Annotated in this window: 18 protein-coding genes; 13 read left to right on the plus strand and 5 right to left on the minus strand. The window is 73.3% G+C overall.

Features of this window, described 5'->3' with window-relative positions; translation table 11 throughout:
* Window positions 1-29 precede the first annotated feature (29 nt).
* The 7 genes from ACZ6K0_RS28585 to ACZ6K0_RS28615 all read left to right on the plus strand — a co-directional run bounded on the left by ACZ6K0_RS28585 (window position 30) and on the right by ACZ6K0_RS28615 (window position 8,663).
* Complete coding sequence (locus ACZ6K0_RS28585; RefSeq protein WP_469232940.1) at window positions 30-2,279, plus strand: hypothetical protein; 2,250 nt, start codon at window positions 30-32, stop codon at window positions 2,277-2,279.
* A 29-nt stretch (window positions 2,280-2,308) separates the two neighbouring features.
* Window positions 2,309-3,664, plus strand: a complete 1,356-nt coding sequence (locus ACZ6K0_RS28590; protein ID WP_469232938.1) for a hypothetical protein — start codon at window positions 2,309-2,311, stop codon at window positions 3,662-3,664.
* 149 nt (window positions 3,665-3,813) lie between these two features.
* Window positions 3,814-4,938, plus strand: a complete 1,125-nt coding sequence (locus ACZ6K0_RS28595) for a serine/threonine protein phosphatase (RefSeq protein ID WP_469232936.1) — start codon at window positions 3,814-3,816, stop codon at window positions 4,936-4,938.
* The gene (locus tag ACZ6K0_RS28600; RefSeq protein WP_469232934.1) at window positions 4,935-6,179 is read left to right on the plus strand and encodes a protein kinase domain-containing protein; all 1,245 of its coding nucleotides are present in this window, start codon (window positions 4,935-4,937) and stop codon (window positions 6,177-6,179) included. Before ACZ6K0_RS28595 ends, ACZ6K0_RS28600 begins: the two co-directional genes overlap by 4 nt.
* Window positions 6,180-6,195: 16 nt before the next feature.
* Window positions 6,196-6,906: a vWA domain-containing protein gene (locus ACZ6K0_RS28605; RefSeq protein ID WP_376400781.1), complete on the plus strand. Its 711-nt coding sequence runs from the start codon at window positions 6,196-6,198 to the stop codon at window positions 6,904-6,906.
* Window positions 6,903-7,526: a hypothetical protein gene (locus ACZ6K0_RS28610; RefSeq protein WP_469232932.1), complete on the plus strand. Its 624-nt coding sequence runs from the start codon at window positions 6,903-6,905 to the stop codon at window positions 7,524-7,526. Before ACZ6K0_RS28605 ends, ACZ6K0_RS28610 begins: the two co-directional genes overlap by 4 nt.
* Window positions 7,527-7,544: 18 nt before the next feature.
* Entirely contained in the window at window positions 7,545-8,663 is a 1,119-nt protein-coding gene (locus ACZ6K0_RS28615; protein ID WP_469232930.1) for a hypothetical protein, read from the plus strand.
* A 34-nt stretch (window positions 8,664-8,697) separates the two neighbouring features.
* Here the strand turns inward: ACZ6K0_RS28615 and msrB are convergent, their stop codons facing one another.
* From msrB to ACZ6K0_RS28635, 4 genes are all read right to left on the minus strand, one after another.
* Entirely contained in the window at window positions 8,698-9,117 is a 420-nt protein-coding gene (msrB, locus tag ACZ6K0_RS28620; RefSeq protein WP_376400791.1) for a peptide-methionine (R)-S-oxide reductase MsrB, read from the minus strand.
* Between the two features lie 39 nt (window positions 9,118-9,156).
* Window positions 9,157-10,548, minus strand: a complete 1,392-nt coding sequence (gene murC / locus ACZ6K0_RS28625; RefSeq protein ID WP_469232928.1) for a UDP-N-acetylmuramate--L-alanine ligase — start codon at window positions 10,546-10,548, stop codon at window positions 9,157-9,159.
* Between the two features lie 167 nt (window positions 10,549-10,715).
* Window positions 10,716-11,189: an indole-3-glycerol phosphate synthase gene (locus tag ACZ6K0_RS28630; protein WP_376400797.1), complete on the minus strand. Its 474-nt coding sequence runs from the start codon at window positions 11,187-11,189 to the stop codon at window positions 10,716-10,718.
* Window positions 11,190-11,294: 105 nt separating this feature from the next.
* Window positions 11,295-12,152: a pyrimidine reductase family protein gene (locus ACZ6K0_RS28635; RefSeq protein ID WP_469232926.1), complete on the minus strand. Its 858-nt coding sequence runs from the start codon at window positions 12,150-12,152 to the stop codon at window positions 11,295-11,297.
* Window positions 12,153-12,188: 36 nt separating this feature from the next.
* Between ACZ6K0_RS28635 and zapE the strand changes: the two genes are divergently transcribed.
* From zapE to ACZ6K0_RS28655, 4 genes are all read left to right on the plus strand, one after another.
* Entirely contained in the window at window positions 12,189-13,274 is a 1,086-nt protein-coding gene (zapE, locus tag ACZ6K0_RS28640; RefSeq protein WP_469232925.1) for a cell division protein ZapE, read from the plus strand.
* A 34-nt stretch (window positions 13,275-13,308) separates the two neighbouring features.
* On the plus strand, window positions 13,309-13,734 hold the full coding sequence (locus tag ACZ6K0_RS28645) for an OsmC family protein (RefSeq protein ID WP_376400806.1): 426 nt from the start codon (window positions 13,309-13,311) through the stop codon (window positions 13,732-13,734).
* A 133-nt stretch (window positions 13,735-13,867) separates the two neighbouring features.
* Window positions 13,868-15,259 (plus strand): alkaline phosphatase PhoX, encoded by a 1,392-nt coding sequence (locus tag ACZ6K0_RS28650; RefSeq protein ID WP_469232923.1) that lies wholly within the window; start codon window positions 13,868-13,870, stop codon window positions 15,257-15,259.
* 289 nt (window positions 15,260-15,548) lie between these two features.
* Entirely contained in the window at window positions 15,549-16,448 is a 900-nt protein-coding gene (locus ACZ6K0_RS28655; RefSeq protein WP_469233036.1) for a PPK2 family polyphosphate kinase, read from the plus strand.
* Here ACZ6K0_RS28655 and ACZ6K0_RS28660 read toward each other — a convergent pair.
* Window positions 16,434-17,960, minus strand: coding sequence for a hypothetical protein (locus ACZ6K0_RS28660; protein WP_469232922.1), 1,527 nt, complete (start codon window positions 17,958-17,960; stop codon window positions 16,434-16,436). The two genes, ACZ6K0_RS28655 and ACZ6K0_RS28660, sit on opposite strands and share 15 nt — an antisense overlap.
* Before the next feature lie 120 nt (window positions 17,961-18,080).
* Here ACZ6K0_RS28660 and ACZ6K0_RS28665 point away from each other — a divergent pair, with 120 nt between their 5' ends.
* Window positions 18,081-18,278 carry a hypothetical protein gene (locus ACZ6K0_RS28665; protein ID WP_376400814.1) on the plus strand — a complete coding sequence of 66 codons (198 nt, stop codon included), beginning with the start codon at window positions 18,081-18,083 and terminating at the stop codon, window positions 18,276-18,278.
* A 47-nt stretch (window positions 18,279-18,325) separates the two neighbouring features.
* Entirely contained in the window at window positions 18,326-19,231 is a 906-nt protein-coding gene (locus ACZ6K0_RS28670) for a polysaccharide deacetylase family protein (RefSeq protein WP_376401452.1), read from the plus strand.
* Window positions 19,232-19,236 lie beyond the last annotated feature (5 nt).

Consider the following 19,236-nt stretch of genomic DNA (forward strand, 5'->3'; position numbering starts at 1 on the left):
CCGACCGCACCCCCGGAAGACCGTGTGCCATGAGCGAGGAATCCACCGCCGAGCCGCCACCGAGCGGCACGGGCGACCGCTCCGATCCCCCGGCCGCCCCGCCGGCCGGCGCCGACGCCCCCAGGGCCGTACCTGAGGGCGAGCGGCGGCCCTCCGGCGTGGAGGAGGACGGTCCCGTCAGCGAGTCCGACGCCCTGCGTTCCCTCAAGGAGGGCACGGCGACCGACGACGCCGAGCGCTCCGAGGCGCAGAAGGCCGGTGCCATCGCGGACCTCATCGCGAGGCGCCTCAACGCCGACGCCTCCGGCACCCGGATCGGCACGCTCGCGCTCTTCAACGACACCGTCAGCTTCGGCGGCGGCTTCCACAGCGGCGGGGGCGGGGGCCGTGCCTCCGCCCGCGGCGGCGGTTCCGTCCTGCCGCTCACCGCCGCCGAACTGGCCGACCACACCGACCTGTTCGTCCCGCCGGAGGGGTACGACTCCACGCTCGACACCCTGCGCGAGCGGCGGCTCCTCGTCCTCACCGGGCCCTCCGGCAGCGGCCGCGAGGCCACCGCGGTCAATCTGCTAGCCGAGGCCCTCGTCCTGAGCGGCGCCGAGGGCGGCGGGGTCTGCCACCGGCTCCTCGACCCGGCCGCCGTCCTCGCGCCCGACTGGGAACCGCCCGTCAAGAACAGCGGCTTCCTGGCCCTCGTCGAGGACGGGCCCGCCGGGGCACGGGACTTCGCCGCGCTCCCCCGGCGGCTGCACGCCGTCGTGGCCGCCCTGCGGGCCCACGGCTGCCACCTCGTCCTCACCGGCGGCCAGGACCTCGGCGTCGCCGTGCGGGGCGACGGCGGCGAATCGGTGCCCACGCACGCCCTCGCGCCCGTCGACCCGCTGGCCGTCCTCGAACGGCGTGTCCTCGGGCACGGCGGCACCCGGGAGGACCGTGCGCGGCTCCGCGCCGAGCTGGCCTCCGGCGGGGTCGTCGACACCCTGCGGGAGATGCCCGCCGCCCGGCACGCCGCGCGCCTCGCCGCCGACATCGCCGCCGGTCGGGACGTGGCCGTCGCGGCCGCCGCGCTGCGCGACCCCAGCGACCAGGTGCGGACCTGGTTCGACCGGCACAGGAACCCGGAGGCGGTGGCGTTCGCGCTCGCCGCGGCCGTCCTGGAGGACAGCGGCTACCTGACCGTCGCCGAGGCCGCCGTCAAGCTCAGGGCCGCCCTCGCGACACCCGAAACCGCCCCGCCCGACGTACGGTTCAGGGACCGGCTCGGCGACGAGCAGCAGTGGATCCGCCTCGACGCCGACGGCTTCGGGCCGCCCCGGGTGCGCTTCCGCAACGCGATGCTCGGGCAGGTCGTCCTCGTCTACGCCTGGACCGGACTCGACGGATGGCGCGAGCCGCTGCTCTCCTGGCTGCGCAGGCTCCTCGACCACGGCGACCTGGAGGTCCGCGCCCGGGCCGCCGTCGCCGCCGGGGTGCTCGCCTGGGCCGACCACCACTACGCGGTGCACCGCTTCCTCACCACCTGGGCCGCCGGGACGTCCTGGCCGCTGCGCCAGGCCGCCGCGACCGCGCTCGGCGTCGCCGGCAGCCGCGACGACTCGGCCGAGGCCGTGTGGGCGCTGCTGCACGGCTGGGCGCGCGGCGGAAGCTCCGCGCGGCAGCGCCGGCTCGCCGGGACCGCCGCCAACACGGCGGGCGGGCTCCTCGGCCGCACGGCGCCCGGGCGGGCCGTGGCCGTGCTGCACGCCGCCCTCGACCGGGACGACGACTGGGGCACGCTGCCCTCCGTGGCCTGGGGAGGCGTCCACCTCCTCCACCAGGGGCAGGCCGGGCCGCTCCTCGACGCCTACCTGGAGTGGTCCGAGCCGCAGGACCTCTCCCCCATGGTCGTGAAGTCGCTCTCCGCCTTCCTCTTCGCGACGACCCGCCCGTACGAGGCGGTCGCCGACGGCCTGGTCGACGGCGTTCCGGGCGTGCCGCTGCTGCTGAGCGGGCTGCCCGCGCACCGGCGGGCGGTCGGGGAGCTGTGGGCACGGTCCCTCGCGCGCCGCCCCATGCAGGACACCGCGCTCCTCGCGCTGCGCGACTGGATCGACGTGTACGCCGACGAGGGCGGCCCCCGCACGCTCGACGCCCTGGGCGGACTGCTCCAGGACATCGCCCGCAGGCCGGGCTCGCACCGGGAGCGGCTGGTGTGGTGGCTGAACAAGTGGGCGCACGACCGCGAGCGGCCCTCGCCGAACGCGGCCCGGCTGCACCGGCACCTGACCCGTACGACCTGAGCACCCATCGGAGAAGAGAGGAGGAGCCCGTGGAACCGCAGACCTACGACCCGGTGCTGTCCGGTGAGGAGCTGCCCAAGTGGCGGCTGACGAAGCCGGTACGGCCGCCGGAGCCCGGCCGCGCGCTCGTCCTCGTCAGGGACAGCGGTCCGTCCCTGACGATTCGCAGCGGGGAGGAGATCCCGTCCTCGCGCTTCGGCACGTACAGCCGGATGTTCACGGTCGACATGACCGAGCACCGGCTCGTCCTCGACATCCCGCTGCTCAGCCGCGACCACACCTTCTCCTTCCGCAGCCGGGTCGACCTGGTGTGCCGGGTCGCCGACCCGGCACAGGTCGTGTCGCGCGGCATCCGGGACATGAGCGCGACCCTCTTCGGCTACTTCCGCCAGATGCTCCGCGAGGTGTCCCGGGACTACGACATCGCCGAATTCCACGAGGCGGAGCGGGCGTTGAACGCGCGCGTGGCCGGCTTCACCGGTGACGACGCGATCCGCCTGCGGAACGTCCAGGTCGAACTCCTCGTCGACGAGGACGAGATCACCGCCAGCGGACGCGAGTACCGGGACGTCGTACGGGAGACACGGCTCTCCGGGATGCGGCGCGGGCGCCATCTGGACATGATCCGCGAGGAGGGCCTCGACGGCCTGATCGCCGAGATCATGGAGAAGGAGGGCCCCCGGGCCGCGCTCACCTGGATCGAGAAGAACGAGGCCGAGAAGCGCGAGGTCCGGCGCGAGATCATGCGCCTCGTCCTGGAGCGCGGCGACGCCGACCGGGAGCCGTTCGAGCAGGCCGAGCTGGAGCGCACCGTCCTGGAGGAGGTGCTGCGCGAGGGCGACGGGCTCTTCGACGGCGCGGCCCGCCGCGGGCGCCTGCGCGGCTCGCTCGCCCGCGCCACGGACCCGGACCGGCCCCCGGAGCTCGCACCGGCCCCCGAGGACGCCCCCGCCGAACCCGGCAGGCCGCTGCGCGGCGAGGTGCTGCGGGACGGGGCCCCGGCGGACACGAGGCGGCCCCGGCCCGGCGCGCGGGGACCGGGGGCGTACGGCTCGGGGCGCTCGGAGGAGTACGGCTCCGCCCGCGACCGGGATCGGGAACGGGATCGGGACCGCGACCGGGACGGCAGGCGTTACGGCGCGGCGCCGCGCGGCGCCGCGAGCTCCGGGCCGCCCGCGGACGAACCGCTGCCGGGCGCGGACCGGGGCCGCCCCGGACGGCCCGCCGCCGAGTCCGCCGGCGAGCCTCTCGCCACGCCCGCCGAGCCGTCCGCCCCACGGTCCGCCACACCGCCGCCCGCGGACCGGCCGGCGCCCCGGGTGAGCAGGGTGCGGGGCACCACCAAGCGGGACACCCCTCGACCCGGATCCGACAGGGAGCGTTGATGGCAGAAGAGGAGCGCGGGGCGTGGCACACCACGCACCCGCACGAGATCGGACCCGGCCCGATGGCCGGCCCGGCCCACGCTCCGCCGGCGCCGGGAACAGCACCGGGAACAGCGCCCGGATCGACACCCGGACCAACGCCCGGAAGCGTGCCGGGAACGGCCCCGGGAGCCCCGCCGGAGCCGGATCACCGCCCGCTGCCGCCCCAGGCCGCCGTCTGGGCGACGACGGCGGGCGACACGCGGGTGCACGCGCTCTCCGTGTGGACCGAGCGGGTGCCCGGGCACGGCGAGGACGCCGAGCCCTTCGTCGTCCACCACTGGGGCACCCACCAGGGCGTGATCGCCGTGTTCGACGGCTCGGGCGGCGCGGGTTCCGCCCCCGTGTGGGAGGGACCGGACGGCACCTGGCACACCGGGGCCTGGGTCGGCGCCAGGGTCGCGCGCCTGGCGACGGACTGCTGGTTCCACGAGGTCGCGCAGGAGACCGAGCAGGTCGGCGCGGAGTCCCTGCACCAGTACCTCGACTGGTTCCTCGCCAAGGCCCCGCAGCGCCGCAGCAAGATCGGCGGCACCATGCGCCGCCAACTGCCCACCACCCTGGCGGCCGTTCACTACCAGATCCGGGACGACCGCCACACCGTCGAGCTGCGCCCCTTGTGGGCGGGCGACTCCCGGGCGTACGTCCTGACCCCCGACAGGGGACTGCACGTCCTCACCCGGGACCACACGCGCGAGAGCGACGCCCTCGAACTGCTGCGCTCCGACCCGCCGATGACCAACATGGTGTGCGCGGACCGGGACTTCGTCATCGACACGCAGTACATCGCCTCGTTCGACCTGCCCTGCGTCCTGGTGGCGGCGACGGACGGGTACTTCGGCTACGTCCACACCCCCGCCGACTTCGAGTACCTGCTCCTGCGCACGCTGCGCGAGGCGGGCACCGAGTACGAGTGGGCCGACCTGCTCCGCCGCGAGGTGCAGGCGTACACCGCCGACGACGCCTCCCTCGCCCTGCTCGCCATCGGCCACCGCGACTTCGCGCGGCTGCGCCGTGCCTACGAACCGCGGTTCGCCGAGCTGACCGAGCGGCACGTGCGAGGCCGTCCCGACGTCCTCGACCCGGCCTCCCCGACCACCGTCGAGGCGGGCGCCGGACAGGACGCCACGCGGGAGACGCACGCCCGCGTCCGCGCCTGGCAGGACCAGAGCTGGCAGACCTACCGCGCCGGATACGAGACCTATCTGCCGCCCGCATCCGAGGAGTTCCGATGAAGAAGGGCGACACGATCGCGGGCTACCGCATCGTCACCGATCCCACCAACGCCAACGGCGGCAAGTGCATCTGGGCCTTCGCGGAGAAGGACGGGGGACAGTACTTCATCAAGCAGTTCCTCGAACCCAAGCGCCCGCGCGACGACGCCGCCGACTCGAAGAGCGTCCGGATCCGCCGCGAGGTCGCCCAGGAGTTCGAGCAGCGGCACCGCAAGATCATGAAGCGGCTGCGCCCGGACACCCTCGGCGGGGGCAACCTCGTCCTCGCCACCGACTTCTTCCACGAGCGCAGCACCTACTTCAAGGTCACGGAGCGGATCGACACCTCCAGCCTGGAACGGCCCCAGGCCCTTGAGCCGCGACCGAAGACGGTGCTGCTCAAGACGCTCGGATCGAGCCTCAAGCAACTCCACGAGACCGGCACCGTGCACGGGGACCTCAAGCCTCTGAACGTGCTGGTCCAGAAGCGGGAGGGCGCCGCGTTCCACTCGGCGCGGCTGATCGACTTCGACGACTCCTACGACTCCGGGGACCCGCCGAAGCCGGACGACATCTCGGGCGACTCCGTCTACGGCGCCCCGGAGTGGCGGCGCTACCTCCAGGGCGACGGCTCGGCCGGCCCGAAGGACCTCACCTGCGCCGTCGACATCTTCGCGCTCGGGCTCATGACGCACCTGTACGTGACGGGCGGACTCCCGTCGTACGACGAGCGGTTCGGGTCTCCGGCGGACGCGGTGAACGCCGGCGAGGAGCTCCGGCTCGACCCGCGGCTCTCCGACGAACTGCTCGACCTGCTGCGCCGCATGACGGCCGCCGACCCGCGTACCCGCCCGGACGTCTCCGCCTTCCTGGCGACGCTCGCCGACCCGGCCGTGTGCACGCTCCAGCACCGGCGGCCGGGCACGACGGCCTCCGGAACCCCGCCGGCCGGGCCGGCCCCGACGGCCACGCCCACGCCCGCGCCCGCGCCCGCGCCCGAGGAGCGGCGTCCGAGCCGCATCCGGTCCACGTTCGGACGCCGCAAGGAGCCCGCGGAGACCCCGGAGACCCCGGCACCGTCCGCGCCCGCCGCACCGGCGACCCCCGCCACACCGGCGACCCCTGTCGTCCCCGCGCCCGCGCCGCCGCCCTCGGCGACCGAGGAGCCGGGCCCCGCGCCCGCGTCCGCTCCCGCGCCGGGCACGTCCCGCGTCCGCATCAACCTCGGTGGCCGCCGCGGCGGCGACCGACCCACCCCCTGACAAGGAGAACCACCCCATGAACGACGCCCGCGGGCAGTACCAGGGAAACCTGCAGTACGCCGTCGACATCGCCCTCTGCATCGACGCGACCGGCAGCATGCACCCCGTCCTCGGCACGGTGAAGTCGAGCGCCCTCCAGTTCCACCAGCGTCTCGACGACGTGATGGCCAAGAAGGGCAAGTCCATCAGCCAGTTGCGGCTGAAGGTCATCGCGTTCCGCGACTTCGGCGACGACCCCTCGGACGCCATCGAGGAGACCGACTTCCTCCATCTCCCCGCCCAGGCGAAGGAGTTCGAGCAGTTCGTGAGCGGGATCGACGCGGGCGGCGGCGGCGACATCCCGGAGTCCGGCCTTGAGGCCCTGGCGCTCGCGATCAACTCCCCCTGGGAGACCGGGCTCGACCGCAGGCGCCATGTCATCGTGATGTTCACGGACGCGCCCGCGCACGCCCTCGGTACGGTCGGCGCGGACGCGGCGACCTACCCGACGCACATCCCCCGCACGATGGACGACCTGTTCGAGCAGTGGGGCTACGCCCGCAGCCAGACCTCGGTCATGGAGCAGTCCGCCAAGCGGCTGGTGCTCTTCGCGCCGGAGGAGGCGCCCTGGTCCGACCCGATCGCCGAGGAGTGGGACCTCACCCTGCACTTCGCCTCCAAGGCGGGCGAGGGACTGGAGGAGTTCGAGATGGACGAGATCATCGAGACGATCGCGAACAGCCTGTGAGTCTGGAGTGGGACGGCTTCCGCCTCTCGCTGGCACGTGACGGCCTGGAGTTCCTCTGGGTCGGCGGAGGAGTCCTCGAAGTGCGGGTGTCGCACTGCACCTCGGCCTCGCTCCACCCTCCGACGAAGGAACGGGAGAGCCACCGGCTCGACTTCCGGTTCCGCTTCCCCGCCGGCGCGGCGGGGACCGATCCGGCGGTGGTGCGCCTGGACGTACCGCCCGGCCAGGTGGAGCAGGCCCGGCGCTTCCTGCGCGTGCTCTGGGACGACTACTCGGTACCGGACCGACCGGAGGACGAGGCGGGGTCCGGGACCGGAGCCGGAGCCGGGCCCGGAACCGGAGCCGGTTCCAGGGCCGGGTCAGGGTCCCGGCCCGTGGCCCTGGCCCTGGCGGAGCCCGTAACCGAAGCCGCGCCCGAGGAGAACCCGGACACGGCCCCGGGCACGGCCCCGAACACCGCGGCGGAGGCGGCCCCGAGCAAGGCCGAACCCGAGACCGAACCCGAGCCCGAACTGGGGCGCGTCCCCGAGGGGCCCGCCTGGATCGTCAACCATGTCGGACCGAGGTCGGACGAACTCTTCCGGGACGTGATGGCACGCCCGGCGAACAGCGACCACTAGGCAGGAGGGACGACAGGGGTGACGGGCTCGGCGAAATGGCAGTGCAAGGACTGCGGCAGCAACACCGGGGCGGGGGACACGCCCTGCGACATCTGCGGGTCGACGCGTAAGGGACCGCTCGCGCCGCCCCCCACCCCGTCACGCCCGAAGCCCACCCCGGCGCCCACCCCGTCCCCCGCTCCCTCGCGCCCGGCGCCGAAGCGCCCGTCGCCCGCGCGTCCGTCCGGCGACTGGATCTGCGGGACGTGCCGCGCCACCAATCCGTCGCGGCGGCTCGACTGCGCCGGCTGCGGCAAGAGCTGGAAGGCGAGCGGCGGAAGCGCGCCGAAGAAGCCGGCCCCGAAGCCTGCGGCCACGAAAGCCACGCCCCCGAGGACGACGACGCCCAGGCCGGGCACCGCCAAGAAGGCCGCCCCCAAGAAGGCGACGCCGCCGAGGCCCACGCCCCGCCGGACCACGCCGACCCCACCGACCACGCCACGCGCCGGGACCACCGGCGGGTCCGGGGCGCGCCCGACGGGCGTCTTCTACCCGCCGCCGAGCAGTACGGGCTACACCCCGCCGCCGCCCCGGGCGACGACGACGCCCCCGTACACCCCGCCCGCCCGCACTCCGACTCCGCCGCGCTACACGCCGCCGCCCTACACCCCGCCTCCGTACCGGCGGCCGGTGAAGAAGAAGTCGAACGGTTGCGTGGTCGGCTGTCTGACGCTGGTCGGCGGACTCGTGCTGCTGGGGATCGTCCAGAGCGCGCTCTCCGGCTCCCTCGGCCTCGGCGGTCCTGACGACTCCGACACGAAGCCGACGGCCGCCCCGAGCAGGTCCGGTCCCGCGTGCCCGTCGCGCATCGCGTCCGCGCTGCCGAGCGGCAAGGACGCCACGCTGGTCAAGGCGTTCCGCACGGACGACCACCGGATCACGCTCTGCAGCACGACGGCGGGGAAGCTGTACTACTACGGCGAGTTCAGGGACCAGCGCGAGGCGGGCATCGCGATGCCGGCGAAGAAGACGGCCAAGGGGTACGAGGCGACCAACAGCCCGTACCGCTACGTCATCGCCGACGGCGCCGTGACCATCTACAAGTCGGGCACGCGCCTCGACCGCGAGGAGCTCACCCCGGAACCCTCTCCGAGCTGAGCCCCTCGCTCCGGTCGGCGCCGCCGCGCCCCGGTCAGCCCTGCTCCGACCCCGGCACGGGCTCCAGCCGCAGCGAGATCGAGTTGATGCAGTACCGCTGGTCCGTCGGGGTGGGGTAGCCCTCGCCCTCGAAGACGTGGCCGAGGTGCGAGCCGCAGCGCGAGCAGCGGACCTCGGTGCGGACCATGCCGTGGGAGCGGTCGTCGATCAGCTCGACCGCCGCCGATTCCTTGGGGTCGAAGAAGGAGGGCCAGCCGCAGTGCGACTCGAACTTCTCGTTCGACGTGAAGAGCTCGGCGCCGCAGGCCCGGCAGGAGTACACGCCCTGCGTCTTCGTGTCCGTGTACTCGCCGCGGAAGGCGGGCTCGGTGCCCGCCTGGCGGAGCACCTGGTACTCCGCCGGGGTGAGCTCCGCACGCCACTGCTCGTCCGGCTTCTCGACCTCGTACGCCATCACTCGCTCCTCCGCTGCTACTGCTGCCGCTGCTTCTGATCAGCTCGTCAGGTGGTCCAGGATCCGCGGTCCGAGGTCCGTGACGTCGCCCGCGCCCATCGTGAGAACGAGATCGCCGGGCTTGGCCATTCCCGCGATGACGTCCGGGACGGTCGCCTTGTCGTGGACGCCCGTGACGTCGGCGCCGGCCCGCTGCGCGGCGGCGATGATCAGCTCGCTCGTGATGCCCGGGATCGGGTCCTCACGGGCCGGGTAGATGTCGAGGACGACCGAGGCGTCGGCGAGGGCCAGCGCGTCGCCCATCTCCTTGCCGAGCTCCTGGGTGCGGGAGAAGAGGTGGGGCTGGAAGACGACGAGCAGGCGCGCGTCACCGGCGGCGCCCCGCATGGCCTCCAGGTCGGCGGTCATCTCGGTGGGGTGGTGCGCGTACGAGTCGATGACCTGGACGCCCGCGGCCTCGCCCTTGAGCTGGAGGCGGCGGCCGACGCCGGTGTAGGCGGTGAGGGCCTGGGCCAGCTCGGCCGGGTCGATGCCGACGCGGGCGCCGGCGGCGAGGGCCGCGGCGGCGTTGTGGGCGTAGTGACGGCCGGGGACGGAGACGGTGAAGGTGTGCTCGACGCCGTCGAGGAGGACGACGACCTCGCTCTTCATGCCGTTCGGGGCGATCTTCAGGATCCGGGCGTCGGAGTCCTCGGACTCGCCGACCGTGACGATGTGCAGGCCGTCGCGGTCCGCGACCCGGCGGGCCAGCTCGCGGGCGCCCGCGTGCTCGCCGACGACGAGGGTGCCGCCGGGGCGGATCTTGGCGGTGAAGGCCTCGAAGGACTCGTAGATCTCGTCCATGGAGGCGTAGTTCGCGTGGTGGTCCAGCTCGACGTTGAGGACGATCGCGACCTCGGGGTCGTACTTCTGGAAGCTGCGGTCGCTCTCGTCGGCCTCGGCGACGAAGACGTCGCCGGAGCCGTGGAGGGCGTTGGTGCCGGGGCCCGCGAGGTCGCCGCCGATGGCGTACGAGGGGTCGAGGCCCAGCTCGGTGAGGGCGACGGCCAGCATCGAGGTGGTGGTCGTCTTGCCGTGCGTGCCGGCGACGGCGATCGCGCGCAGGTCGTCCATGAGGGAGGCGAGCGCGTCGGAGCGGTGCACGACGGGGATGCCGAGCTCGGCGGCGCGGGCCAGCTCGGGGTTGTCGGCGCGGATCGCGCTGGAGACGACGACGGCGGAGGCGTCGTCGGCGAGGTGCTCGGCGGCGTGGCCGATGTGCACGGTGGCGCCGAGGGCGCGCAGGGCCTCGGCGGTCGGGGACTCCTTGGCGTCGCTGCCGGCGACCTTGGCGCCCCGCTGGGCGAGGATCTTCGCGATGCCCGACATTCCGGCACCGCCGATGCCGATGAAGTGCGGCCGTTCCATGGCGGCAGGGATGGCGGGTGCCATGCGGATCTCTCCCCGGGGGTGCGCCTGACGATGTCGTCCGGCTGTGTCGTCTGGCTGTGTCGTACTGGAAGCACCAGCCTAGTGGCTCGTGGCGGAGGGCCCGGGGCACGGAGGGTCCGCCGTGCCCGCGCCCCCTGCACGGGGCGCGGACACGGCCCGGGTACGCCTTACTCCTCGCTGTGGGCGAAGAGCTTCAGGACGGGTACGCCGACCTTGTGGCGGGCCCGGGAGGCCCAGTCCCGGTGGAAGAACTCCTCCACGTAGTGCGGGGCGGTGAGAACGATCACCTCGTCCGCCTCCGACTCCTCGACCACCGCCTTCATCTTGGTGAGCGGGTGGTCCTCGACGACCTGGCCGACCGCTTCGCAGCCGGCGTTTCTCAGCGCCTGGAGCGAGTACTCCAGGGCCTGCTCGGCGGGGACCCGGGCGGCCTTGCCCTCCGGCTCCTCGCCCTCGTGGGCGGCGTCCTTCAGTTCGCCCATGGCGACGTCGTCGATGGCCCGCAACAACACATCGGCCTGGTCACCACGCGGCTGCATAAGGACGATGAAGGACACGTCCTCGTCGCCGTGCAGCGTGGTGACGAACTCCACGTCGACGGACGTCAGGGGCTTCTCGATCATCAGAACGCTTGTGAACACCTCAGGAGCCCTTCTGCGGAAACCATCCTTCCCCGTGCCCGCACGGGGTCTGCGACATAAGTGTGCCCAGCGGACGGAAAGCGGAACGACAAATTCCGCCGATTGTCAGATCCGACGGTAGCGGGTGAAGAGGAAGCCGTCCTGCTCCAGCACCGACACCACCGCGAAGCGTGTCGGGACCGCCACCGAAGGGCCTCCCGCGATCCGCTGCGCATCGCCCGCCGTCATCGCCGGCGAGATCGTCAGACACAGCTCGTCGAGGACGTCCGCCGCCACGAACTGGCCGAGCAGCCGGGGCCCGCCCTCGGTCAGCTGGCGCCGCAGCCCGCGCTCCGCGAGGGCCGCGACCGCGCGGGCGGGATCCACCCCGGCCCCGTCACCCGCGACCAGCACCTCGGCGCCCGCCTCGCGGGCGGCCCGTACGCGCTCGGCGGGCGCGGCGGCCCCCGTCAGGATCAGGGTCCGCACCAGCGGCTCCGTGAAGAGCGGCAGGGAGAAATCGAGGTCGAGGGAGGCGGTGACCACGGCGATCACGGGCGCGGGGCCCTGCCCGGCGGCGGCCCGGCGGGCGGCGAAGGCCTCCCGCGCCCTGGCCGGGCGGTACCCCTCCAGGCGTACCGTTTCCGCGCCCACGACGATCACGTCGGCGAGCCCGCGCAGGGTGCCGAAGATCCGCATGTCCGTGTCGGACGAGAGCGGCTGGGACCGGCCGTCGTGCTGGCCGGCCCCGTCGAGGGACGAGACCATGTTGGCCCGCAGCCACACACCGTCACCCTCCGGGTACGCGTAGGCGTCGGCCAGCTCGTCGAGGGACCACTCCCGGCCGCCGACCGAAAGCTCGTTCGAGGGGGTCCCCGAGGCCTCCCCCGCCGTGGGCACCCCGGGCCCGGAGTGCCTTGCGGGGACCTCCCCGGCGCCGGTCTCGGGGGCTGTCATGTCCGTCACAGGGAGCAGTCGTCGCATCCTCGGAGTCTGACATGGCGCTTACAGTGGGGAACTGTGTCGACCCACGCCCTCACCGAAGCGGCTTCCACCGAAGCGGCCCCGCTCTCGCTCTGCTCCCGAGAGCCCCACGTCCCCGCCGACCGACTCGTCGCGGAGATGGTGCCGCCTCCCCGCTTCGACTCCGTACGCTTCGACACGTACCTCCCGGACCCGAACCAGCCGAGCCAGACGGACGCCGTCAAGGCGCTGAGCGGCTTCGCCGAGGGCCTCGGCGGGGCGCACGCCTCCGGCGCCGGGAAGCGCCGCTGGTTCGCCAAGAAGCCGGCCGCCCCGAGCGGGCCGCGCGGGGTCTACCTGGACGGCGGGTACGGCGTCGGCAAGACCCACCTGCTGGCCTCCCTCTGGCACGCGACCCCCGCCGATCCCTCGCTGAAAGCTTTCGGCACCTTCGTCGAGCTGACGAACCTGGTCGGCGCGCTCGGCTTCCAGCAGACGGTGAAGACCCTCAGCGAGCACCGTCTCCTCTGCATCGACGAGTTCGAGCTCGACGACCCGGGCGACACCGTCCTCGTCTCCAGCCTCCTCGGCAAGCTCGTCGAGGCGGGCGTGGCGCTCGCCGCCACCTCCAACACGCTCCCCGGCAAGCTCGGCGAGGGCCGCTTCGCCGCCGCCGACTTCCTCCGCGAGATCCAGGGCCTCTCCGCGCACTTCATGCCGCTGCGGATCGACGGCGAGGACTACCGCCACCGCGGCCTGCCCGAGGCCCCGGCCCCGCACTCCGACCAGGTCGTGACGGAGACCGCGTACGCGACGCCCGGCGCCTCCCTCGACGACTTCCCGCACCTCCTCGACCACCTGGCCAAGGTGCACCCGAGCCGGTACGGCGCGCTCACCGACGACCTCGCGGCGGTCTGCCTCACCGACGTCCAGCCGGTCCCCGACCAGTCGACGGCGCTCCGGCTCGTCGTCCTCGCCGACCGGCTGTACGACCGCGAGATACCCGTCCTCGCCTCCGGAATGCCCTTCGACAAGCTCTTCAGCGACGAGATGCTGAACGGCGGCTACCGCAAGAAGTACTTCCGGGCGATCTCCCGGCTCACCGCGCTCGCACGCGACGCGAAGGGGCTTGTCGCGCAGTAGCTTGGGGGCCGTACCCGATCGAAAGGGATCCACCATGGCCACCGTGCGTCACGCCCACACCGTCTGGCAGGGCGACCTCCTCAAGGGTTCCGGCGTCGTCACCCTCGACTCGTCCGGCCTCGGCTCGTACGACGTCTCCTGGCCGGCCCGGACCGAGGAGCCGAACGGCAAGACGAGCCCCGAGGAGCTCATCGCCGCCGCGCACTCGTCCTGCTTCTCGATGGCCTTCTCCAACATCCTGGCCAAGGCCTACGCGCCGCCGGCCCGCCTGGAGACCAAGGCCGACGTCACCTTCCAGCCGGGCCAGGGCATCACCGGCATCCACCTCACCGTGCGCGGCGAGGTCCCCGGCCTGAACGCCGACCGGTTCCAGGAGCTGGCGGAGGACGCGAAGAAGAACTGCCCGGTCAGCCAGGCGCTCACGGGCACGACGATCACGCTCACCGCCGAACTGGTCTGACCCCGGGTCAGAACGGCCGCCACACGAGGCAGTTGTGGCCCGCATGGTTCACGTGTCACCACTGTGCGTGATACACACATGCGGGTCACACGTCACACACCTGTCCTGTCCGCCAACAGGAAGTTGTCGCCTCATGTCCTCGACACGACGTCAGATCCTCTCCCGCACCGGCGCGTCCGTCGCCGGGATCGCCTTCACCGGCGCCTTCTCCGAACTGTTCGCCGGCGGCGCGGCCGCCGCCGGGATCGGGAACCGGGGCGGCTACGGCCCCCTCCTCCCCGACCCCGCCGGACTCCTCGACCTCCCGGCGGGCTTCCGCTACAAGGTCCTCTCGCGGCAGGGCGATCCGCTCCGCTCCGGCGAGGGGCCCGTCCCCAGCAACCACGACGGCATGGGCGCCTTCGCCGGCCGTCGCGGGCGCGTGCACCTCGTCCGCAACCACGAGAACCGGGTCACCGGAAAGATCGGTGTCCCGACCGTCCCCGGTCTGACGTACGACCCGGCCGCGAAGGGCGGGTGCACGGCCCTCGAACTCGACGGCCGGAACAACGTCCTCGGCGAGCGGGTCGCCATCGCCGGGACCGCCGTCAACTGCGCCGGCGGGCCCACCCCCTGGAACACCTGGCTCACCTGCGAGGAGACCGAGGACAGGGCCGGGACGAACGGCTACACCAAGGACCACGGCTTCATCTTCGAGGTCGACGGCGCCGACCCGCACCGCACCGGGGCCGTCCCGCTCACCGCGATGGGCCGCTTCCAGCACGAGGCGATCGCCGTCGACCCGTCGAGCGGCATCGTGTACGAGACGGAGGACGCCTTCCAGCAGCCCTTCGGCCTCTTCTACCGCTTCCTCCCGGACAAGCCGCTCGGCGGCACCGGTTCGCTGCGCGCGGGCGGCGCCCTGGAGGCGATGCGGGTGCCCGGCGTACCCGACCTCTCCGTGATCCAGGAGACCGGCGCCCGCTTCGAGGGCGTCGAGTGGGTCCCCGTACCGGATCCGCAGGCGGCCGAGACGCCCATCAGGCTCCAGGACTTCGGGCCGAAGGGCATCACGCACGCCCAGAAGCTGGAGGGCTGTTACTGGGGCGGGCGGGCCGTGTACTTCGTGTCCTCCTTCGCCCGCCTCAAGGACGGCTCCGGCGCGACGCACTTCGGACAGGTGTGGAAGTACGAGCCGCACCGGCGCCGCCTCATGCTCGTCGTCGTCTTCGGCCCGAGCACGGACATCCAGCTGCCGGGCGAGTCGCCGGACAACATCTGTCTCACGCCGAGCGGAGGCCTGATGGTCAGCGAGGACGGCGACGGGGCCCAGCACGTCTACGGGGTGAGCAGGAAGGGCGAGGTGTACGCGGTCGCCCGCAACGCCCAGGCTCTGACATCAGCTGCTACCGCAGCGGGCGGGACGCCCGAGGCCCCGGAGTGGGGCGAGTTCGCGGGCGTCACCTTCTCCCCGGACGGCTCCACGCTGTACGTGAACTGCTACACGCCGGGGACGACGTTCGCGGTGACGGGTCCGTGGTGCTGAGCTGAGCGGTGGGCACCAGGCGGTCGCGCTACGCGCGTCACGCTCTCGTAGCGCGACCGCCCCCTCCGAAAACGAACCCAGCCGGTACGTCACCGCTGTCGCGGGCGGACGGGATCCACGACGGCTTCCCCGCCCGGTCCCGCATCATCCTGGGCAGCGGCATCACGAGCGCGGCCCGCCGCCTTCCTGCTCGACCTCCTCTTCCACCACACGCGGCGCGCGGTCGCGGGCGACCGGGTTCCGTCGCAGGATCGGGGAAGGACGAGCGGTGCGGCGGAAGGGTCACCCGGTGGCGAAGAAGGACGACAAGAAGGACGACCGGAAGAAGCGGGAACAGCGGAAGCGGCGGGACGCACCCCTGCGTGACGTGCTGCGCGTCCCCGAGGGCGAGCGGCTCGACCTCACCGCGTACGACGCCTCGGCGACCCCGGCCGGCCCCGCCGACAAGGCGGCCGGCCTGGCCGCCACCGCCGCCCTCGCGCCGCGCCTCGCGGACCTCCAGGAACGGCTGTACGCGTCGAGCGCGGCGGGCGACCGGCGGCGGCTGCTCCTGGTCCTCCAGGGGATGGACACCAGCGGCAAGGGCGGCACGGTCAAGCACGTCATCGGCCTCTTCAACCCGTCCGGCTGCCGCATCCACGCCTTCAAGGCACCGACGCCGGAGGAGCAGAACCATCCGTTCCTCTGGCGGATCATGAAGGCGCTCCCCCAGCCGGGCGAGATCGGCATCTTCGACCGCTCGCACTACGAGGACGTCCTCATCGCACGCGTCCGCGACCTGGTCCCGCGCGAGCGGCTCGACCGCCGCTACGAGCAGATCAACCGCTTCGAGAGCTCCCTCGCCGAGGACGGCGTGACGGTCGTCAAGGTGTTCCTGCACATTTCGTACGAGGAGCAGCGCAACCGGCTCCTGGAGCGCCTGGACAACCCCGAGAAGCACTGGAAGTTCAACCCGGGCGACATCGAGGAGCGGTCGGTGTGGCCGGCGTACCGGGAGGCGTACGAGATCGCCCTCGAACGCTGCACGACGGACGAGGCCCCTTGGTACCTGGTCCCGGCGGACCGCAAGTGGTACCGGAACTGGGCGATCAGCAAGCTGCTGCTCGAACACCTGGAGGCGCTGGACCCGGCGTACCCACCGGGCGACTTCGACGTGGACGAGTGCCGGCGGCGACTACTGCTGACGTGAGCGGCGCCAGTCCCTGACGGCGCGCGTCAGCGCCTCGGAGGACTCCAGGTCGAGGAGCTCCAGCCGGCCGTGGCCGACCATGACGGTGAACAGCCGGCCCAGGAGCGCCGTCTCCTCCGCCCGGGCCAGCCGGACGGTGAAGGTGGTCATGACCTTCGTGTCGTCCAGCCAGGTCACCAGATCGAACAGCGTGTCGATCCCGGCGTCGTCCAGGTCCCTGACGGCCCGGCCGAGTCGCAGGTCGGGCCCGGCGGCGACCGCCGCGGCGAGGACTAGGGCGGCCACGTCGTACCGTCCCGCCTTCGCGAGCCCCACCGAGGCCCGCAGGCCGAAGCGGTCGAGCCGGCTCCCGTTGGCGAGCTTCTCCGCCACCCGCGCCAGGGGGGCCGGGCTCACGGTGCCGGCCAGCGCGGCCGTCACGAGGGTGACCGCCTGGGCGTCGCTCCGCACCCGGCCCACCGCCTCGGCGAGGACCCGGTCGGCCTCGGAGTCGGAGCGGGTCCCGGCGTCCCGCAGGCCCTGGAAGACGACGGCCGCGCTGCGCTGGGTGACCCGGGAGGCGACCGCCGCCGTCCACGACTCCCGGGTCCGGGTCCGTCCCAGCCGGACGACCTCCGGGGCGAAGGCCAGCACGTCGTCCAGCGGCCTCAGCCGCGCCACGTCCGCGGCGAACGTCTCCGGGGCGGCTCCGATCTCCAGCAGCCAGCGCAGCAGCTCCGCCACCTCCTCAAGGGGACGCGACCACGCGGCCTCGGTCAGGTCCCGCGCCGCCTCGGGGAGGTCGTCCTCGTCCCACATCGCCGCCAGCCGGCGCTTGAACAGCTCCAGCGGTACGTCGTCCAGGGCCGTCGCCGGGCCCCGCCGCGACAGCTCCTCCTCCAGGTCCAGCACCTGGTCCCGCAGCTCCCTGCCCTGGCGCTCGGCATCCGCCCGGAGGCGTTCGGCGTCCTGGAGATCCTGGCGGAGCCGGGTGATCTCCCCGAGGAGGTCCTCCTGCGCGCGGCTGAGGGCGGTCCGCTCCGCGCCCCAGTCCATGCGGAGCTGTGTCAGGTCCTCGGCGACGTGACGTACTTCGGACTCCTTGCGTTCCAGGAGGGAGTGCAGGGCCTCGATGGTGCGGTGGGCCCGTTCCGTGTCGCGGCGGGAGCGGGCCAGCTCGCCCCGCAGGCTCTCCAGCTGGAATTCCGCCGGGTTGCAGACGCGCAGCGCCTCCAGCCGCTGCCCCCGGATCGCCTCCTTGGCCTCCGGCTGGAGCGGGGCGCCCACGTGCTCCTCCACCTCCAGCACCAGGCGGTCGATGAACTCCTGAGGGGCGAGGCGCCGGCCGGAGAGGTAGCGGGACACGGCGGACTTGTCGAGGTGGACGCGGTGGGCGTACTGGGTCTGCGGGATGCCGAGGCGGTTGAACAGTCCTGTCAACACGGTGCCGAGTGCGGCGACTTCGGCCACCTCGCCCCGCTCGACGTCGGACGAGGTGCCCTGCGCGCCCTGCGTACGGGCCACTTCGGTCATCGTGCCTCTCCCCCGGCGGTGTTGACGCCGCATCGGCAACAGTTGCGGCTTTCGCAACGTACCGGACGGAGCCGACGGTGGGGGCTCGTCGATCTCCTCCTCGCCTCCCGAAGGAACCCCATGCGCACTCTCCGCCGGGCGCAGCGCGCCCTCATCGTCCTCGTCGCGACGCTGCCCCTGCTGCTCGTCACCCTTGCCTTCGTCCCCGCGCTGCTCGTCCTCCCCTTCCGCCGGGACCGGGCCGCACACGCCCAGGCGATGGTGCGTCAGCTCAGCGCGTGGACTCGGGTGCTGCTGCTGTCGAGTCGCGAGCGTTAGTCACTTTGATCAGTTAACTTCCGATCGTGAACATTTCTGTACGAAAGATGGCGGCGTCCGCCCTCCTGGGCGCCGCTCTCGTCGGCTGCGGCGGGGGCGGCGACCCGACCCCCGCGGCGAAGGAGCCGACAGGGCCGACGGGGTCGACGGCGCCGGCCGCCCCCCACAGCCCCTCGGCTCCGGCCGACGCGGCGGCCGGGCCCAAGCCGGCGGCCGGACGCGGCGGCGTACGCACCGCGGCCCCCACCCTGGCCCCGGGGCCCGGCGGACTCACCCCGGTGTACTCCCGCCGGACCGCGGGGGCGCCGAACAGCGCCGAGAAGGTCGTCGCGCTCACCTTCGACGCCGACATGACCGCCGACCAGGGCCCCCGGGCCGCGCGCGGCGAGCACTTCGACAACCCGCAGCTCGTCGCGACCCTGCGCCGGCTCAAGGTCGACGCCACCGTCTTCATGACGGGCCGCTGGGCGGAGGAGTACCCGGACCAGGCCAAGTCCATCGGCGGCGACCCGCTCTTCGAGATCGCCAACCACTCCTACAGCCACTACGCCTTCGCGTCCCCCTGCTACGGACTTCCGACCGTCGCGGGCCCCGACATGACCGCGGACGTGCAGCGGGCCTTCGACGCCTTCCGGGACGCCGGAGCGGTCAACGTCGTCCCGTACTTCCGCTTCCCCGGCGGCTGCTACGACGACGCCGCCCTGCGCGCGCTCGGCCCCGCCGGGGTGACGGCGGTCCAGTGGGACGTGGTCAGCGGCGACGCCTTCGCCAAGGACGCGGACGCCGTCGCCGAGCAGGTGCTCGACGGGGTGAAGCCCGGCTCGCTCGTCGTCATGCACTGCACGCGCAGCGCCGCGCCCGTCACCGAGCAGGCGATCCGCCGGATCGTCCCGGAACTCCGGGCGCGCGGCTACCGCTTCGTGAAGGTCTCGGAGCTGATGGGCGGCCGCTGAGCCGC

It is taken from the genome of Streptomyces sp. NPDC042346, from assembly GCF_055581845.1.